At 55.4% G+C, this 16,783-nt stretch carries 15 protein-coding genes; 4 read left to right on the forward strand and 11 right to left on the reverse strand.

What is annotated here, in order from left to right:
* Positions 1-32: 32 nt before the first annotated feature.
* A complete protein-coding gene (locus BM258_RS07555) occupies positions 33-731 on the reverse strand; it encodes a glutathione S-transferase (RefSeq protein ID WP_090070760.1) in 699 nt (232 codons plus the stop codon).
* Between the two features lie 275 nt (positions 732-1,006).
* Between BM258_RS07555 and BM258_RS07560 the strand changes: the two genes are divergently transcribed.
* Positions 1,007-1,849 carry a class I SAM-dependent methyltransferase gene (locus tag BM258_RS07560; protein WP_090070762.1) on the forward strand — a complete coding sequence of 281 codons (843 nt, stop codon included), beginning with the start codon at positions 1,007-1,009 and terminating at the stop codon, positions 1,847-1,849.
* A gap of 163 nt (positions 1,850-2,012) precedes the next feature.
* The gene (locus BM258_RS07565) at positions 2,013-2,417 is read left to right on the forward strand and encodes a GFA family protein (protein WP_244544630.1); all 405 of its coding nucleotides are present in this window, start codon (positions 2,013-2,015) and stop codon (positions 2,415-2,417) included.
* Positions 2,418-2,492: 75 nt separating this feature from the next.
* Here BM258_RS07565 and BM258_RS07570 read toward each other — a convergent pair whose 3' ends face one another.
* The 6 genes from BM258_RS07570 to BM258_RS07595 form a co-directional block, all read right to left on the reverse strand.
* Positions 2,493-5,999: a chromosome segregation SMC family protein gene (locus BM258_RS07570; protein WP_090070764.1), complete on the reverse strand. Its 3,507-nt coding sequence runs from the start codon at positions 5,997-5,999 to the stop codon at positions 2,493-2,495.
* 150 nt (positions 6,000-6,149) lie between these two features.
* Positions 6,150-6,806 carry a DsbA family protein gene (locus BM258_RS07575; protein ID WP_090070766.1) on the reverse strand — a complete coding sequence of 219 codons (657 nt, stop codon included), beginning with the start codon at positions 6,804-6,806 and terminating at the stop codon, positions 6,150-6,152.
* A gap of 191 nt (positions 6,807-6,997) precedes the next feature.
* Positions 6,998-7,624, reverse strand: a complete 627-nt coding sequence (locus BM258_RS07580) for a class I SAM-dependent methyltransferase (RefSeq protein ID WP_090070769.1) — start codon at positions 7,622-7,624, stop codon at positions 6,998-7,000.
* A gap of 194 nt (positions 7,625-7,818) precedes the next feature.
* Positions 7,819-8,238, reverse strand: coding sequence for an organic hydroperoxide resistance protein (locus tag BM258_RS07585; RefSeq protein ID WP_090070771.1), 420 nt, complete (start codon positions 8,236-8,238; stop codon positions 7,819-7,821).
* Positions 8,239-8,377: 139 nt separating this feature from the next.
* Positions 8,378-8,815, reverse strand: a complete 438-nt coding sequence (locus BM258_RS07590; RefSeq protein ID WP_090070772.1) for a MarR family winged helix-turn-helix transcriptional regulator — start codon at positions 8,813-8,815, stop codon at positions 8,378-8,380.
* A 91-nt stretch (positions 8,816-8,906) separates the two neighbouring features.
* Positions 8,907-9,455 (reverse strand): DUF721 domain-containing protein, encoded by a 549-nt coding sequence (locus tag BM258_RS07595; RefSeq protein WP_090070774.1) that lies wholly within the window; start codon positions 9,453-9,455, stop codon positions 8,907-8,909.
* A 685-nt stretch (positions 9,456-10,140) separates the two neighbouring features.
* Here BM258_RS07595 and BM258_RS07600 point away from each other — a divergent pair.
* Complete coding sequence (locus BM258_RS07600; protein WP_210186709.1) at positions 10,141-11,187, forward strand: site-specific DNA-methyltransferase; 1,047 nt, start codon at positions 10,141-10,143, stop codon at positions 11,185-11,187.
* A 228-nt stretch (positions 11,188-11,415) separates the two neighbouring features.
* Here the strand turns inward: BM258_RS07600 and BM258_RS07605 are convergent, their stop codons facing one another.
* The 4 genes from BM258_RS07605 to mutY all read right to left on the reverse strand — a co-directional run bounded on the left by BM258_RS07605 (position 11,416) and on the right by mutY (position 14,493).
* On the reverse strand, positions 11,416-12,291 hold the full coding sequence (locus tag BM258_RS07605) for a bifunctional helix-turn-helix transcriptional regulator/GNAT family N-acetyltransferase (RefSeq protein WP_090070777.1): 876 nt from the start codon (positions 12,289-12,291) through the stop codon (positions 11,416-11,418).
* Positions 12,292-12,457: 166 nt separating this feature from the next.
* Positions 12,458-12,808, reverse strand: a complete 351-nt coding sequence (locus BM258_RS07610; RefSeq protein WP_090070779.1) for an antibiotic biosynthesis monooxygenase family protein — start codon at positions 12,806-12,808, stop codon at positions 12,458-12,460.
* Positions 12,809-12,886: 78 nt separating this feature from the next.
* Positions 12,887-13,360, reverse strand: coding sequence for a GNAT family N-acetyltransferase (locus BM258_RS07615; RefSeq protein WP_090070781.1), 474 nt, complete (start codon positions 13,358-13,360; stop codon positions 12,887-12,889).
* Positions 13,357-14,493, reverse strand: coding sequence for an A/G-specific adenine glycosylase (gene mutY / locus BM258_RS07620; protein ID WP_090070783.1), 1,137 nt, complete (start codon positions 14,491-14,493; stop codon positions 13,357-13,359). Before mutY ends, BM258_RS07615 begins: the two co-directional genes overlap by 4 nt.
* A gap of 452 nt (positions 14,494-14,945) precedes the next feature.
* Between mutY and BM258_RS07625 the strand changes: the two genes are divergently transcribed.
* On the forward strand, positions 14,946-16,685 hold the full coding sequence (locus BM258_RS07625) for a methyl-accepting chemotaxis protein (protein ID WP_090070785.1): 1,740 nt from the start codon (positions 14,946-14,948) through the stop codon (positions 16,683-16,685).
* The last annotated feature ends 98 nt before the right edge of the window (positions 16,686-16,783 follow it).

Genomic DNA, 16,783 nt, shown 5'->3' on the forward strand with positions numbered 1-16,783 from the left:
TTTCGCACTCCGGCATACCAAAGGTCAGAGCATCAGGCTTCGTCTTCTTCAACGACCCAAGGCTCATTCAGGGCCTCTTCTTCCCATTCCTTCCAGGCAGGCAGGGTTTTGATGGCGAAGCGATAGGCATGGAACACCTCGCTGTCGGTGAGTTCATATTTTTCAAAACGATTGATCACCGGGGCAAACATGGCATCCACCGCGCCAAAGGAACCGAACAGGAAGGGACCGCCAGAGGCATCAAGGCATTCACGCCAGATCTGTTCGATCCGTTCTACATTCTTGACCACGGCGGCGGCGCTGTAAGGATCCAGATCGAGCCGTTTGATCTCTCGCCTGATATTCATCGGGCATGAGCCTCTTAGCCCGAAAAATCCGCCATGCATTTCTGCGGCAAAGGCCCGTGCCCTGGCGCGCTCCATGACATCGACGGGCCAAAGTCCTGCTTCGGGGAATAGATCTGCAATCACCTCGAGAATAGCCAGGCTTTCGCAAATGATCACAGGCTCCTTGCCCTCTTCTTCGATTTTCAGAGCCGGCACTTTCTTGGTCGGTGAATATTCGATGAAATGGGCGTGGCCGGTGGCCTCATCAAATTGCAGCAGATGCTCGGTGAAGACGATATTCTTGGTCTTCATGGCAATCCAGGGACGCAAAGACCAGGATGAGTAATTCTTGTTGGCGATATACAGCGTCAATTTGAGATGATCAGCGGAAATTTGGTCGGTCATCGGCGCACCTTCCCTATAACAATCGGTTTCCTAAAGACTAGGCACAAATCCTTGCGCTGAAAAGTGTACATTCGCATTCCTTGTGCCTTGCTTGCGCCCTGTGAAAGAGTTATCCATAAAGCGCTTTCTTTTATTCAGCATGACATGTCTGCGCCTTTAACAAGAGCGCGGCCTTCCACCCAAAAGTCCCGCCATATGGCCGGATGGGTTTTTGTATCCCAATTCTACCTGCTTTTGCGCGCCAACAGCTTGGCGCCTAGTATGGATACCCTGTCATGTATGACCTTCTTTGCACTATGGCCGAACGTCCGGCCCCCTTTTGCCAATATACCGCTCCAGACCTCTGGACCCGCCCCCATATAGCGGCCAGCATGCTCGCCTTTCACATCGATGGCAGCAATGATCTGGCCTCCCGCAAGCAAGAGAGCATCGTCTCGATTGTCGACTGGATTGCCGAACGCTTTGCCGTTGATGGCAAGCGGGTCTGCGATCTTGGCTGCGGTCCGGGGCTTTATGCCAATCGGCTGGCCCAAAAAGGGGCGCAAGTCACCGGCGTGGACATTTCCACATCATCGCTTGCCTATGCACGCGGCCATGCCCCGTCAGCCGCGCCGACTGGTGCACCAAGCTACCGTCTAGCCAATTATCTGGAAGATCCCCTGCCGCAAGAGCAGGATCTGGTCCTGTTGATCTATGCTGACTATTGTGCGCTCTCCCCCAGTCAACGCCGCACGCTGCTGGCCCGCATGCGAGCACAGCTTAATCCCGGCGGGGCCATCATCTTTGATGTCTTCTCTGACCACATGTTCCAGAAGCTTGAACAGAGCACGGTTTTGGAAGCAGACCTCATGGGGGGCTTCTGGGCACCCTCTCCCTATGTTGGCCTCAAGAAAAGCTGGCTCTGGCCCGAGACGACGACTGGGCTTGATCATTATCTGATCGCATGCCCTGACGAGACATTCGAGATCTATAACTGGATGCAGTATTTCTCGCCCCATAGCCTCAAAGACGAGCTGCAACAGTGCGGTTTTGATGCTCCGGCCGTGATCGATTTTCAGACGGGGTCAGCTCTGGGGGCTGACTATGGCGATGCCTTTGGAGTGATTGTTACAGTTTAGCTGGCATGCCTGCCGCTCGGGCACGCGTGCGATATGCGCTGTGGCCTGAGCGGTGCATCAATTTCCCTTATGGATGAATTTGCACGATATGTTGGACCCTTGCAGCCCAATGGCGCTATAGTCGCGGCGCAAGAATAGCATGCAGAAAAGCAGGAGACATATCATGGATGAAATGCTGACAGGTAGGTGCCTTTGTGGTGCCGTTGAATTCGAGTTTCCCGGTCATGCCAATCCCATGGTGATGTGTCACTGCAAGCAATGTCGCCAATGGGGCGGCCATGCCTGGCCCAGCATCACGATACAGTTCAGCAATCTGGTGATCAAAAAGGGGCAGGAGGCTCTGGCTTGGTATCAGTCGTCCGAATTTGCGCGCCGTGGCTTCTGCTCCAAATGCGGCTCGTCGCTCTTCTGGCATGCGGATCGGCATCCTGAATGGCGAGATGAAATTGCTGTCTCTGTGGGCTGCATCGATGATGTCCATGGCCGGCGCCTGACCAAGCATATTTTCGCTGCGCACAAAGGTGATTATTACGACATCACCGACAATCTGCCACAAGAAGACGACTAGCGCAGATTTTAATGCTGAATGAAAGGGGCGCGCGTTCTATCGCCGCCCCCTCAACATGGCTAGTGCAAGTCACGTTTACGGCTGCGGGTAGCCCGGCGGCACGGTAGCTATGGCCGCGCGGTTTTCATCTTCTGCGATCAACTCTTCCGCCGCTTCCAGATTGACAGAAACAAGCTGCGAGACGCCACGCTCGGCCATGGTCACGCCGAACAGTCGATCCATCCGGGACATGGTGATCGGGTTATGCGTGATGGTGACAAAGCGGGTTTCCGTAAGCGTCCGCATTTCTTCCAGCAGGGCGCAGAAGCGCTCCACATTGGCGTCATCTAGCGGAGCGTCAACCTCATCGAGCACGCAGATCGGCGCCGGGTTGGTCAGAAAAACCGCAAAGATCAGCGCCATGGCCGTCAGCGCCTGTTCTCCGCCTGAAAGCAGCGTCATGGTCTGGGGTTTCTTACCCGGTGGACGGGCGATGATATCAAGGCCAGCCTGAAGCGGGTCATCGGCATCGGTTAAGGTCAGTTCTGCCTCACCGCCGCCGAACAGTTTGGCGAACAGGGATTTGAAATGACTGTTGACCACGTCAAAGGAAGAAAGCAGACGGGCGCGGGCTTCCTTGTTGAGGTTGAAGATGCCCGTGCGCAGCTTCTTGATGGCTTCAATCAGATCGTCCCGCTCGGTTTCCATGGTGACGAGCTGTTCGGAAATCTCCCCCGCCTCTTCGTCGGCGCGCAAGTTGACGCCACCGAGCCGCTCACGTTCATTCTTTAGGCGCTCCAGCCGCCCTTCCACCGATGCCATGGCGGGGAGCGGCGCGTCTTTCTTGAGGCCAGACAAGCCAAAGGTGGCGGCGGGGGCACAATCCATGGCATCGTCTATCTGGCGGGTCAGTTCGTCCTTGCGGGCCTTGATGCCATTGATGCGTTCATCAGCACGGCTGCGTTCTTCGCGAGTCGAGCTGAGTGCTTCCATGGCGCTCTTGGCAGCCACACCAGCTTCCAGAGCGGTGCGCTCTGCCTCGGCGAGCTTGTCTCCCGCTTCCTTCTGCGCCTCCTCGGCTTTGGCGATTTCAGACAAGAGGGTGCGGCGCCTGATGGCGATCTCGTCCGGAGTGTCTGTGAGCTGCTCCCTCTCCTTCTCGGTCTCGGTCAAACGGGCATCGAGTGTGGCGATCTGAGCATCGGCATTTTCTGCGCGGGACACCCAACTTGAGCGCTCGCGCTCGATTGCGGCCAGCCGCTTGGCTCGCATGATGGCATCACGCACCAGACTATCAGCCTTGGCCCGCGCCTCAGTCAGCAAGCTGCGTTTTTCACTCTGGATCAGCCGTGCATTGTCCCGCTCACGCTGGAGATGATCGATGGCAGGCAAATCCTTCTGCTGCTTCTCGGCATCTTCGAAGGCGCTCCTTGCCTCGCCCTCTTCCTCAGTCAACCGGCCGATGGTGGCTTCCAGCGTCGCCTTGCGCGCCAATATCTGGTTAGCGTCGCGCTCGGCTTTGGCCAGGTTGTCACGCAGGGACGAAAGGCGTTTCTGGGCATCTCGCCAGCGATTGCGCTTGGTCTGTTCTTCCCGCGCCATATCCGAGGCGATGGTGCGCTGTTCCTCAAAGGCATTACGTGCATCGTTGAGGCGTTCCTCAGCTTCGTCCAGACGGCCTTCCAATTCTTCAAGGCGATTGCGCTGTTCAAGGCGCTGGGCCGCTGGTGTGGGCGCTCCGGCGCGGATCACCAGACCATCCCAACGCCACAAATCGCCTTCGCGGCTGACCAGTCGTTGGCCCGGCTTCAGGTCTTTCTGCAAGTTCGCGCCAAGGCTGGCATCAACAATCCCGATTTGGTCAAGGCGGCGGGTCAGGCGCTCGGGGCTGGACACATAAGCGCTCAGGCAAGGCAGATCATGCGGCATGGCCGGGTCTTCAGCATCGCCCCCCATCTCACCCCAATGACGCGGTGCGGCTGCATCAAGCGGTGCATCAAGATCTTCGCCGAGCGCGGAGGCGAGCGCCACCTCGTAACCGGCATCCACCTTGAGACTATCAAGCACTGGCGGATAGCGTTTGTCCTGCCCGCCCTCGACGATCTTGGCCAGCGTACGGGCTTCGGTGTCGAGCCGATTAAAGGCGCTTTCTGCTTCAGCACGCGCACGACGGGCCGTGGTTTCAGCCTCGCGTGCGTCAGCCACGGCGCTGGTGGCAGCTTCCGTCTCCTCTTCGAGGATCGCCAAAACCTCGGAAGCGCTTTCCACCTGCTCGCGCAAGTCATCCAGCCCGGTATCCTTGTCCAATTGTTCGTTGACGCGATCCAGATCGCGCTCACTCTGGGCCTTCTGGCTGGACAGGCGCGCCAGACGCCCTCTTGCGGCTTCCGTTGCCTGCTGCAATTGCCGCGCAGAACCTTCAGCTTCGGCCAGACGGGAGGTCCAGTCGCTGGCAACACTCTCCGCCTTGGCCAGATCCTCTTCGGCCTTTTTGAGCGCTTCATCTGCTGCTTCTTGTGTCTTGGCTGCGCCCTCATCCTCGGCGGTCAGCTCTGCCCGCTCGTCATCAAGGGTCTTGAGCAGATCCGCATTCTCGTCAAGCATTTGCTTTTCGCGCAGTTTATCGGCCTTGAGCTGCTCGATGCGACGGGCGAGATCGGCGAGTTTTTCTTCAACACGCTTTTCCTCGTTGTCGAGTTCGCGGGCCGCCAATGTCAGGCGCTGCAAAGAGGCGGCTTTGGCTGCGGATTCATCGCGCAAAGCTGGTAGGGCATGATTGACCACGGCTTCTTCGCGAGCGGCTGCAGACTGAGCCGTGGTCGCCTCGGCGACCTTCAGGTCGGCCAGACGCAGGGCTTCCTTTGCTTTTTCCTCTTCGGCCAATATTTCCTGCCAGCGCAGATGATAGAGCGTTGCTTCTGTTGCGCGGATGTCGGAGGAAAGATTGCGATAACGGCTGGCTTGACGGGCCTGACGCTTGAGTCCCTCAAGCTGGGTCGATATTTGCGCCATGATGTCTTCAAGGCGCTCAAGATTGGCCTCAGCGGCCTTCAGACGCAATTCCGCCTCATGACGGCGACTATGCAGCCCGGAGATGCCTGCGGCTTCTTCCAAGAGGCCACGGCGCTGTGTCGGCTTCTGGCTGATGATCTCGCCAATGCGCCCCTGCCCCACCATCGACGGCGAGCGGGAGCCTGTGGAGGCATCGGCAAACAGCAGCTGGATATCGCGCGCGCGCGCATCCTTGCCATTGATGCGATAATTGGAGCCACTCTCGCGCTCGATGCGGCGGGAAATTTCCAGCTCGTCGCTATCGTTGAAACCGGCAGGTGCGGTGCGATCGCTGTTGTCGAGATGAACGGTCACCTCGGCGGTGTTGCGTGCCGGCCGGTTGGTGGAGCCAGCAAAGATGACGTCATCCATGCCGGAGGCGCGCATATTCTTGTAGCTGTTCTCGCCCATGACCCAGCGCAGGGATTCCACCAGATTGGACTTGCCGCAACCATTGGGCCCGACAACACCGGTGAGCCCCGTCTCGATAATAAAATCCATCGGCTCCACGAAGGATTTGAAGCCCAATAGGCGCAGCTTGGTGAATTTCATCGCCTAGCCCCCTGAAGGACGGCGAGGGGGAGTAGCAGACTATTCAACGCAAAAGGGCGCTGCCCTTGCCCCAGCATGCTCGGCATGGAAGGGGAAAAGGCAGGCGCCCTGAAAGGGTCGGCGGGGGATTCCCCGCCAACGGATATCAAATTACAGCAATGGCTCCAAAATCTTGTCGAATTCGTCACTCGACAGGGCTCCGATATGCTTTTCACCATTCACAAAGAAGGTTGGCGTTGAATTGATTCCGAATTCTTTCTGTCCACGTTCACGTACTGCTTCGATGTCGTCCAGCAATTTATCGTCAGAAACGGCTTTCTCGAAGCTTTCCTGTGAAAAACCGGCCAATTTGGCAAAACGCTGAAGGTTGCCTACAGGATCATCGGTGAAGGCCCAGTTGCGCTGCTGGCTGAGCAAAAGATCGATCATGGCCGTTGCCTTGCCACCGGGCGTCCGGCGGGCCAGCATGGCGCCTGCGGTTGCCAGCGGATCAAGCGGGAATTCACGCAGAATGAAGCGCATCTTGCCGGTGTCGATATATTTTTCCTTGAGATATTTGTAGGTCGTGCCATGGAAATGAGCGCAATGGCTACAGGTCATTGAAAAATATTCAATAATAGTAATGGGTGCATCTTCCTGCCCTACAGCAATGTCTTCCAGATCGCCGGTTTTCTTGAGCATTTCCTCAAGAGGGTAGGTTTCAGCGGCTGCGGGTGCGGCCATTGCAAGGGGAAGTCCTGCCAGGGCAACGAAGCCTGCGGTTGCTTTTGCGCCGGTTATCAGAAATTTTCTACGGTTCAAAGCCATGATTTATTTCCTTAAGGGTTGCGTTTTGGTCGTTGGGGACATTTGCCAGCATCATAGCGAGAATGCCCCGGCAGTCCTGTTACAGAGATACCCTATCCAATCACATTTTGGCGATGAGAGGGCAAGGCGCGACAAAATGCCGTTCGTTACAAATTTGTAATTTTCAACATTTCGAAAATTGCCAATAAATTCTATAGTTTACGCGCTACAACGAAGCGCGTTTCCGCAGCCTTTGGGAAGGTACAAGACTCCAGAATCTCGAAGCCCTGATCCACCATTACAGCTTCAAGGCGTGCAGCTGAAATATAGCTCACATGGGGAGCCTTGCCCAGCCATTGCATGATCGTGATCGGAATACGCAGCAGGCTATACCGCCCGGCAAGGCACCCTGTTTTGGAGATAAGCACACCTCCGGGCTTCAACAGCTGGTTCATATGCTTAATGCCAGCGGGTATATCTTCCAACAGATGCATGAAATTGAAGGCCCAGATGCAGTCATAGGGGGCATTGGCGGCCAGTGCTTCGTCATACATGTCCGCATGCACGAACTCGACATTCTCCACCTTTTGCTCTTTGGCCTTTTCCCTGCCGATTTCCACCAGACGGGACGACAGATCGCTGGCCCAGATATGGCCGACATGTCTGGACAGGAGCAAGGCGGTCGAGCCAGATCCACAGCCCAGTTCCAGAACAGTGTCATCGGAATGGAGGTAAAGGCGCGTGCGCTCAAGCGTCTTTGAATAGGCATCCATATTCTTGATGGGCTTGGCGGCGTAATCGCTGGCCATCTTGTCCCAGAACTGCTCCGACGTCGGCATTGTTGGCTTCCCCTTGTTGTTGGGCCTCGCTTCTTTGGCGTGATGATTTCAATTGCTGCCCTCAATAGAATAGATGGTACTACTTAGAGGGAAAGTAAACAGCCTGCATTACAAGAAAAGGTGCGCCTTGTGTGGCGCACCTCTTGTCTGGTCAATATTATTGGTCTTTTTGCATTTCAGGCAGGCTGAGCTTGCTATTTGGCCGCAACGCTTACTTCGATATTGTTACGGGTAGCGTTGGAATATGGGCAGACCTGATGGGCCTTCTCTACCAGCTTGGTGGCCGTTTCCGCGTCAACACCCTTGAGATCTGCAACCAGATCCACTTTCAGCGAGAATCCTTCGCCGTTGTCGTTGTTACCGATACCGACCTCGGCAGTAATGGTCGGATCTGTCAGTGTCACCTTCTCCTGTGAGGCAATCAGCTTTACGGCGCTGAGAAAACAGGCTGCATAACCCGCTGCAAACATCTGCTCAGGGTTGGTGCCGTTGCCACCAGCGCCGCCAAGCTCTTTTGGTGTGACAAGGGTGACGTTGAGCAGGCCATCTTCAGATTTGGCGGAGCCTTCACGGCCTCCGGTGGCTGTTGCGCTTGTGCTGTAAAGAACTTTCATAGCTGTTTCCTCTCCTATGGTTTGTGTCGCAATTCATCGGTCAGATGCACTCAATTTAGTTATTGCGATAATTATTTTCAAGTAGCACATAGGTCTAAGCCAGACGGTATCGGGCTTTTTCTAAAGATTGGGGGACGAGCTAGTTTTGGGCTTTCAGCAGATTCTTGCGCAAGACTTCCAGCTTTGCTTTCAGCTCCACAAGCTCCGGAATCGGCATACCGCAGGCTTCGGCCACACAGGGGCCAACCTTGGCAGCCTCTGTGCGCAGCTCCTTGCCCTTCTCCGTCAGGCGGATGTTGAGGGCACGCTCATCCTTTTCATCGCGGACGCGTTCGACCAGTCCATCCTGTTCAAGGCGCTTGAGTACAGGGGTCAAGGCGCCCGACTTCTGGCCAAGCTTTGTGCCGATATCCTTCAGGCTCACGCCGTCATGTTCCCACAGGATCAACATGATCAGATATTGCGGATAGGTCAGCCCAAGTGGCTCCAGCAAAGGCTTGTAAAGCTGGGTCATGGCCAGAGAGGCCGAATAGAGCGAGAAGCAGAGTTGCCTGTCGAGAGGCATGATATCGGTCATGATGTATTCCTGAATTGGTTATCGCGCAAGGTAATCGCTCCAAAACAGAAACACAAGGTCGCCTTAAGTGGGTCTCGGGCTTCTGGCGTGCCTAGTTGCGCGCCAGCACTGCGTGGCCGAGACGACGCAAAGCTTCTGCCATCTTGTCGTCCTTAACCCCTTCGATCTGATGTTCGAGCGCATCGGCTTCCGTAAGGGTCAAAGGGCGGAGCGGGTCCGGGCGCTTTGGAGTTTTGGCATTGACCGGGCGCTGCAATATCTGGATTCGATCAATCGCCGGATAGCCGAAATAGGCGTTGACGCGCTGGATTATGGTTGCCTGCTCATGCTGAAGAAAAACCGACTGGGCTCCTTCGCAATGCAGAACCAGCGTACCCGGTTTGAAGCCTTGCGCCTCATCGCGACGCGGCCAGCGAATGCGTTCGGGCTCGGTGCATTCGGCAAATTGTGGTCCGACGATTTCGCCCCAGAAGCGCAGAATATCAGAGGAGGCAAAGCCCTGTTTGCGGCAAAGCGGCGTCAGGGTCGACCCTATCACGTCGCGCAGTTGCACCGCTCCCTTTTTGCGGAAGCCTGTCTGGGCAGTCTTTTTCAGCCGTGTATCAACGGCACTGCTTTTGCTGTCTTGTTTCTTCTTCATGCCAACAGCCGATCCTGTTTATCCGACTGATCAACCAACGGCACCCGATACCGGCATTCCTGCCAAACAAAAAGGGTGCTGCTTATTATTTAAGCTGATTTGCAGAGTTAATCCAGATTAACTACGCAAGATTAATGAGATAGAGTAAAGATTGCGGCAAATTTGCGATTCTTTTCATGCAGTTGGCCGCTTTCCATAAAGAAAAATCAGTAGAGCTTCAACTTGTGCATGATTTCCCATAGTAATCCCCAAGAAGGGCGGGAAAAGGCTGATTGCGCCCCCTTTCAGCTCCAAAGCACGAGACAGGCCTCGAAGAACTTCCGTTAACCTTTTGTTATCTATAAATTTTCGACTCCGGTTTGGGCATTGGATCAATTTGCGCAAAAATGCACAAGTTGACGCTTTTGCTTAACCGCTGGTTTACCATGATGGCTCAGGATAGCCATGTCGGAAGTGTGATCGCGTTTTGATCATTCAAGATATTTCCAATCTGGTCGCTGCCTTACAGGTGGTCAGATCGGGTGTCACTCCGGCAGTTTGCAGCATTGCCGCCGATGTCAAAATCGCGGGATTTGCTCTTGGGTGTAATTCAGTTGAGTAGAGTATGCGTATGCGTTCGAATGTATCCCTACGGTCGGATTTCGACCAGACCGAAGCCGGCCTCGCCGATAGGCTTGATACCATCATGAAGGGCGACTGCGTTGCCCAACTGGAAAAACTTCCCAAACATTCCGTTGACGCGATTTTCGCCGATCCGCCCTATAATCTTCAGCTGGGTGGCGGCTTGACCCGTCCGGACCAGTCCGAGGTGGACGGGGTGACCGATGCATGGGATCAGTTTGAAAGCTTCGAGGCCTATGATGCCTTTACCCGTGCCTGGCTTCTGGCCTGCAAGCGCGTCCTGAAGCCGAACGGCACCATCTGGGTCATTGGCTCCTATCACAATATTTTCCGCGTTGGCGCGATCATGCAGGACATCAATTTCTGGCTCCTGAATGATGTGGTCTGGATGAAGACCAACCCGATGCCGAATTTCCGCGGCAAGCGCTTTACCAATGCGCATGAAACCATGATCTGGGCGAGCCGCGACAAGAGTTCCAAATATACCTTCAATTATGAAGCGCTGAAGGCCTTCAATGATGACGTGCAAATGCGCTCTGACTGGACGCTGCCGATCTGCACCGGTCATGAACGTCTCAAGGGCGACGATGGCAAGAAGGTGCATCCGACCCAGAAGCCGGAAAGCCTGCTCTATCGCGTGCTTTTGTCTTCGACCAATCCGGGCGACGTTGTGCTCGATCCCTTCTTCGGAACCGGCACCACGGGCGCTGTGGCGAAGAAGCTGGGCCGCCACTTCATCGGCGTCGAGCGCGACCGTGATTATATCGCAGCCGCTCAGGCCCGCATTGATGCGGTCGAGCCTGTGGATCTGGATGCGCTCAAAACCACCCAGAGCAAGCGTGCAGCGCCGCGCATTCCGTTTGGCCGTCTGCTGGAAGAAGGCCTGCTCAAACCGGGTGTAGAGCTCACCGACAAGCGCGGCAAATTCTCCGCCATGGTACGCGCCGATGGCTCGCTGGTCTCGGGCAGCCATACCGGCTCCATTCACAAGGTAGGGGCGCTGGTACAGGGGCTGGATGCCTGCAACGGCTGGACCTACTGGCATTTTGACAAGGATGGAGCGCAGGAGCCGATTGATAGCCTACGCCAGATCATTCGCGACGCAGCCTGAGGGTGCTGCGTAACAGGCGGCTTGTTTAGCCGCCCGTCGAATTTAACCGAGGAGATGTTCGAAGTTCCGGTTTTTCGGTGAAATCCATTCAAGATCCACCGTCGCCTGCCTGATGTTTTGCGTAGCAGGTGACCACGGCTTGATCTGACCCAATTGCGACCTCAGACATTTCACCCACCTGAAGGCGACCCGATGGTCGCCTTTTTATTTGGGGTTTATGGGGGGCTGTCAGATGCGCTTCTCAAAGAACAGATCCGGATAGGGATCTTCATTAAAGCGCTCAATCTCGGTCCAGCCGAGTTTGTGATACATGGCCACGGCGTCGCTGAGCACGCTGTTGGTATCCAGCCGCAGACATTTTATGCCAAGGCTTTTCGCCTCATTCTCCGCCTCGGTCATCATGCGCTGGGCCAGCCCCATGCCACGGGCTGAAGGGACGATCCAGAGCCGCTTCAACTCCGCATAGCCCTTGTCCGTTCCCTTAAGGCCAATGCAGCCGATGGGCATGCCATCCAGCATGGCCAAAAGGAAGGCGCCGCGCGGATGCTCCATGTCGCATGCTTCCGGGTCGGCCGAGAGGTTGACGTCGAAGCCGCTCTTCAGCTTCCGCCCCAGTTCTTCATAATAGGCTTCAAGGCACACCACCGCGCGGGGGTCCAGCGGCGAAACACGCTCTATCACCGTGCGCTCGAAGCCAAGTGCCGTGGCCACCACATCCATGGCCTGCAGCAGCACTTCCGGATGCGGATGGCGGGCCACGATATCGGCGGCCTGCTTATCCGAGAGAGCCTCATAGGCGGCGAATTCCTCCTCGCCAGCCTTGGTCAACATGGCTATCCGGCGACGGGCATCACTTTCGCTGGCTGACACGGTGATCAACCCTTCGTCCTCCAAGCCGCGCAGAATACGGCTCATCAGCCCGGAATCGAGCCGCAAGTAATTTCGGATTTCAGCAATATCCGTGATCCCGCGACCAATGGCGTTGAGCACACGGGCAGGCCCCAGTGGGCGCCCTCTCCCCAAAAAGGATGCATCAAGCACCCCTGCTTCCGTGGTGACGGCGCGATGAAACCTGCGTGTGCGGGCAACTGGATCTGTCAGCATCCCGATGACTCCCTTGCTAACTTGTCTTTTGGCTCTCCCTTGGCGAGGGCAGCCTTATCAGGCATTTCAATTTATCTGACTTTAGTCAGAAAATAATCTAAAGACAATTACGGCTTTTACGATCCCACGGATTTTTTACAGCCACGCAGCAGCGCATCGGAGAGCCCTAGAGCCCTTTGCCTCTGCCTTCCGGACCAGAATAGTCGCGTTCGATCTTGGCCACACGCAGTTCGTAATGGGCATACCAATCCTTGATCCCGAGGCGCTGGGCGGCCAGATGTTCGGCATTGCGCTTCCAGTCAAGGATGCTTTGCTCATCTTTCCAGTAAGAAACGGTGATGCCGAAGAGCGCGCCATCGCGGGTGCTTTCCGCCCCGAGACACCCGGGCTGTTCAAGGGCGAGTTTATACATGGCATCGCCCATCGCCTCATAGCCTTCATGCTCATCCCTGAGCTGGTTGGAGAAGATCACGGCAAAATAGGGCGGCTTGGGCGTTTTGGCGAAACGGTCTGGCATGCAAGATCCTTTCAACAGGCAGGAAGGCGGAAGAGCGTGGTATTTTCCCCGCAAAAAGAGGACCAATAGGGCTACTCATCAGGCACCGATTGATTTGCGCATGGTGATGGAGGTGACGCGATCATAACCCGGATGGGCGGTCTCAGCGGTTTTGGTGAAGCCAAGCGCAGCGAAGATCCGGTGATTTTTAATCAGCTCGATGCGGGTTTGCAATTCCAGTGTGTGATAGCCCAGCGCAAGCGCTCTCTGCGTGGCAATCTCAACCAGCTGCGCGCCAAGCCCCTGCCCGCGTGCTTCAGAAGCAACCGCCAGCTTGCCCAGATAAAGGCAATCGGGCTTTCTGGTGAGAAAGACACAGGCTTTCACCGGAGCACCGATGGACCAGACCTCGCCGCTCTCGCATTGGCGGGCGATATCGGCGATGGTCAGCGCCAGCATGGAGCTGGGCGGATCAATGCGCCCGTCCATATAGGCAAAGCTCTTCTGGATCAGAGCCAGCATATCGGCCAGCACCGGATCATCCGCTTGACGCTGCCTTGCTCCCTTTATCATGGAACAAACTCCACGACCTTTCGAAAGATGGTCGGTAAAGCTTCGCCCTTGATGCTTTGCGGTGTTGACCACCACCCTTCTGGCGTGGGCCTCGCCTCATCGCTTGCTGCTTCATAGATTTCCAGCAAAAGATGAAAGTGGGTGAAGGTATGGGTTACCTGCCCTGTCTTCTTTTTGAATGCGAGCCCGTCAGGTGCCTTTTCAAGCGCAGTTGCAGGGTCGAATCCCTCACCAGCCTTTTTGTCAAACCAGTCAGTGGTTGGCACGGCTGCCATTGAAGCCAACAGGCCCTTGTCCGGTCGCTTGATCAGCCAGAGAGCCCCATCGCCGCGCCGGATAAGAAAGGCCGCGCCGCGACGGGTCGGTTTTTCCTTCTTGGGTGCTTTCACCGGATAACGCTCCATATCGCCAACGGCTTCAGCGGCACAAGCACCGGTAAAGGGACAAAGGGCACAGGCCGGCTTTTTGGGGCTGCACAGGCTGGCCCCCAGATCCATCATGGCTTGCGCGAAATCCCCCGGACGCTCTTGTGGGGTGAGGTCCCCCATCCTCTGCTTGATCGGCTTCTTGGCGGCGGGCAGCGCTTCGTCTATGCGATAAAGCCGCGCGATGATGCGCTCAATATTGCCATCGACCACGGCCACCGGTTCATCAAAGGCAATGGCAGCAATGGCCGCAGCGGTATAATCGCCAATGCCGGGCAGAGATTTCAGCTCGGGGACTGTTTCGGGGAAGCGTCCGCCATACTCGTCCACCACGGTGCGGGCGCATTTGTGCAGATTACGGGCACGGGAATAATATCCAAGCCCTGCCCACGCCTTCAGGATGTCGTCTTCATCGGCGGATGCCAGATCAGTAACCGTGGGCCAGCGCGCAAGAAAAGCAGTAAAATAGTCTTTCACCGCTCCCACCGTTGTCTGCTGGAGCATGATTTCGCTCAGCCAGACTTGATAAGGCTCAGGCAAAACGCCAAGCGCAGCATCCGCCGGCGAGGTACGCCAGGGCAACGTGCGGTGATGTCTGTCATACCAATCAAGAAGCAGGGATGCATCTGCGGCGGCAGTCTCTTTGCAGGCAAGATCGGTCACAATGGTCTTATCATCCAACGCGGTCTGGTCCTTTATATGGTCCATATATGGTCAGTGCGGGCTCGCCCCACTCATGCAACGGCCGTTCATGCCAAGTGGCACTATCCGGCGCTCTGCCAAGGAAGAATGGATAAATGGCGTCGAGCGGCTAGAATCGGGCCGAAATGCAGTGTGCTCACCAGACAGCATGAAATCAAGCCTCATGCCCAAGGACGCCAGCAGGCCATACAACGGCAGCCTTCTGAAGGAACGAATGCAATGCACAGACTATATTTTCTTCTTTTTTCAGTAATTTTACTTGATAAAAAGAAGGTAATTTTCTGAAATTTACCTCATTATTTAAAAACAGAACAAAAAGAAACAAACATACATTCGAATACTCACACAATTACACATTCTTTAACTTATATATTGCTTACTAGTTTACGTTTCTCAATCAGCCACATTCCTTTTTGAAGTATAAGTGAATGTGCTTACCTACCCTCCAGGATTAGGCCATGTCCACCAAACAGCTCTCATTCTTGCCAAAATGGGTGACATCCATAAAAGCAAAGATTTTTTCTATCGTTTTGCTTTCGGCTATTGGCATCGCAGCATTGGCAGTGCAGTCAGGTCTTACGTCCAGAGACGACCTGATGGCCAGCAAGGAAGCGGAACTGGCGCATCTAATAGAATCAGCCACCAACATTGCCGAAAAATTCAATGAGCAGGCAAAAAGCGGGCAGCTGTCGCAAGAAGAGGCCCAGCAGCGCGCCAAAGAAGCCATCTCCATGATGAGCTATAATGGGGGTGACTATTTTTTCATTCTCGACACCAGCGGTCACATGCTGATGCACCCGGTTAATCCGGATCTGGTTGGCAAGGATGTATCGGGCACCAAAGACCGGAACGGCACTTACACCACCCGCAGCTTTATCCAGATCGCTCGGGAGCAAGGGGCCGGCGCACTTGAATATGTCTGGCCCAAACCGGGGGAAACAGACGCCACTCCTAAAATGTCCTATGCAGAAATGTTTGCTCCATGGGGCTGGATTGTGGTGACCGGGGTCTATATCGACGATGTGAACACGATTTATCAGAACAATATCCAGAAGCTGCTGCTTTCCGCCGGAATGATCGCACTGATCATTGTCGTGCTGTCCGCAATCACTGCCTTTTCCATTACCAAACCACTTGGCAAGGCCGTGAACACGACCCGCAAGCTTGCTGACGGCGATCTCAATGTCGATATTCCGAACACCGAGCGCGGAGACGAGATCGGAGCACTTGGTCGTGCCCTGATTGTCTTTCGTGATGGCGCAAGACAGACAAAGGCCATGGAACGGGAGCAAGCCGAGCAGAAGCAGCAAAACGAAGAACAACAGCGCCAGATGCTGCTCGACATGGCGGACCGTTTTGACAGCTCTGTCAGCCAGATCATCAAGACGGTAGCTCATGCTGCCACCGGATTTGGCCACCAGACAGAACAACTCGCCACCCGCTCCAAAGAGAATAGTGATCGCGTCAAATCAATCTCGGAAGCCATGGCTGCTTCAAGCAGCAATGTGCAGACCGTTGCGGGCGCTTCGGAAGAGATGACCACATCTATTGCGGAAATCGCCTGCCAGATCGACGAGACCAACAATTATTCCCGCACAGCTGTGAACGAGGTGCAGAAGGCCACCAGCGTGATCGGTTCCCTCTCGCAATCGTCCAAGGCCATCGGCCAGATTGTAGGCCTCATCAAGGATATCGCCGAACAAACCAACTTGCTGGCGCTCAACGCGACCATCGAGGCCGCACGCGCTGGCGAAGCAGGACGCGGCTTTGCAGTGGTTGCTGCCGAGGTCAAGGATCTTGCCTCCCAGACAGGAAAGGCAACCGAAGAGATTGCTGAGCAGATCAATACCATCCAACACACCATCTCAGATGCTGTGGTCGCAATTGAGCATGTGGATGGCACGATTGGTCAGCTCAACCGCATTTCCAGCACCATCGCTTCGGCTGTCGAGCAACAGGGCGCTGCATCGCAGGAAATCAGCTGCAGCATTTCCGAAGCAGCCCAGAATAGCCTTCAGGTGACGGACAATGCCGAAGCACTCAACAATCTGGCCATGGAGAATGATCAGGCTGCTGACGACATGTCGATCCATGCCGCCGATTTGGAAACCCAGATTGCCAATCTCTCGAAACAGGTTGATGCGTTCCTCTCAACCATTCGCGAGCAGAACCGACAAAATGGCGTGAAGGCTGCTTGACCGGCAGCCTCCAACTTTGCCCTTCAAGCGCGAATAAACAAAGCCCCCGCCGATCTTAAGGGATCAATGACGGGGGCTTTTTATTCATAAAGGGCAAT

The sequence above is a fragment of the Cohaesibacter marisflavi genome (genome assembly GCF_900115225.1).
Taxonomy (GTDB): Bacteria; Pseudomonadota; Alphaproteobacteria; order Rhizobiales; family Cohaesibacteraceae; genus Cohaesibacter; species Cohaesibacter marisflavi.

Excerpts from the sequence above, each read along its gene's own strand:
- BM258_RS07575 (WP_090070766.1), bottom strand. The coding sequence starts at position 6,806 with ATGGCTTTGAACCGTAGAAAATTTCTGATAACCGGCGCAAAAGCAACC.
- BM258_RS07600 (WP_210186709.1), top strand. The coding sequence starts at position 10,141 with ATGAAGGGCGACTGCGTTGCCCAACTGGAAAAACTTCCCAAACATTCC.
- BM258_RS07615 (WP_090070781.1), bottom strand. The coding sequence starts at position 13,360 with ATGATAAAGGGAGCAAGGCAGCGTCAAGCGGATGATCCGGTGCTGGCC.
- BM258_RS07565 (WP_244544630.1), top strand. The coding sequence starts at position 2,013 with ATGGATGAAATGCTGACAGGTAGGTGCCTTTGTGGTGCCGTTGAATTC.
- BM258_RS07555 (WP_090070760.1), bottom strand. The coding sequence starts at position 731 with ATGACCGACCAAATTTCCGCTGATCATCTCAAATTGACGCTGTATATC.
- BM258_RS07595 (WP_090070774.1), bottom strand. The coding sequence starts at position 9,455 with ATGAAGAAGAAACAAGACAGCAAAAGCAGTGCCGTTGATACACGGCTG.
- BM258_RS07560 (WP_090070762.1), top strand. The coding sequence starts at position 1,007 with ATGTATGACCTTCTTTGCACTATGGCCGAACGTCCGGCCCCCTTTTGC.
- BM258_RS07590 (WP_090070772.1), bottom strand. The coding sequence starts at position 8,815 with ATGACCGATATCATGCCTCTCGACAGGCAACTCTGCTTCTCGCTCTAT.
- BM258_RS07610 (WP_090070779.1), bottom strand. The coding sequence starts at position 12,808 with ATGCCAGACCGTTTCGCCAAAACGCCCAAGCCGCCCTATTTTGCCGTG.
- BM258_RS07625 (WP_090070785.1), top strand. The coding sequence starts at position 14,946 with ATGTCCACCAAACAGCTCTCATTCTTGCCAAAATGGGTGACATCCATA.
- BM258_RS07580 (WP_090070769.1), bottom strand. The coding sequence starts at position 7,624 with ATGCCGACGTCGGAGCAGTTCTGGGACAAGATGGCCAGCGATTACGCC.
- BM258_RS07585 (WP_090070771.1), bottom strand. The coding sequence starts at position 8,238 with ATGAAAGTTCTTTACAGCACAAGCGCAACAGCCACCGGAGGCCGTGAA.
- mutY (WP_090070783.1), bottom strand. The coding sequence starts at position 14,493 with ATGGACCATATAAAGGACCAGACCGCGTTGGATGATAAGACCATTGTG.
- BM258_RS07605 (WP_090070777.1), bottom strand. The coding sequence starts at position 12,291 with ATGCTGACAGATCCAGTTGCCCGCACACGCAGGTTTCATCGCGCCGTC.
- BM258_RS07570 (WP_090070764.1), bottom strand. The coding sequence starts at position 5,999 with ATGAAATTCACCAAGCTGCGCCTATTGGGCTTCAAATCCTTCGTGGAG.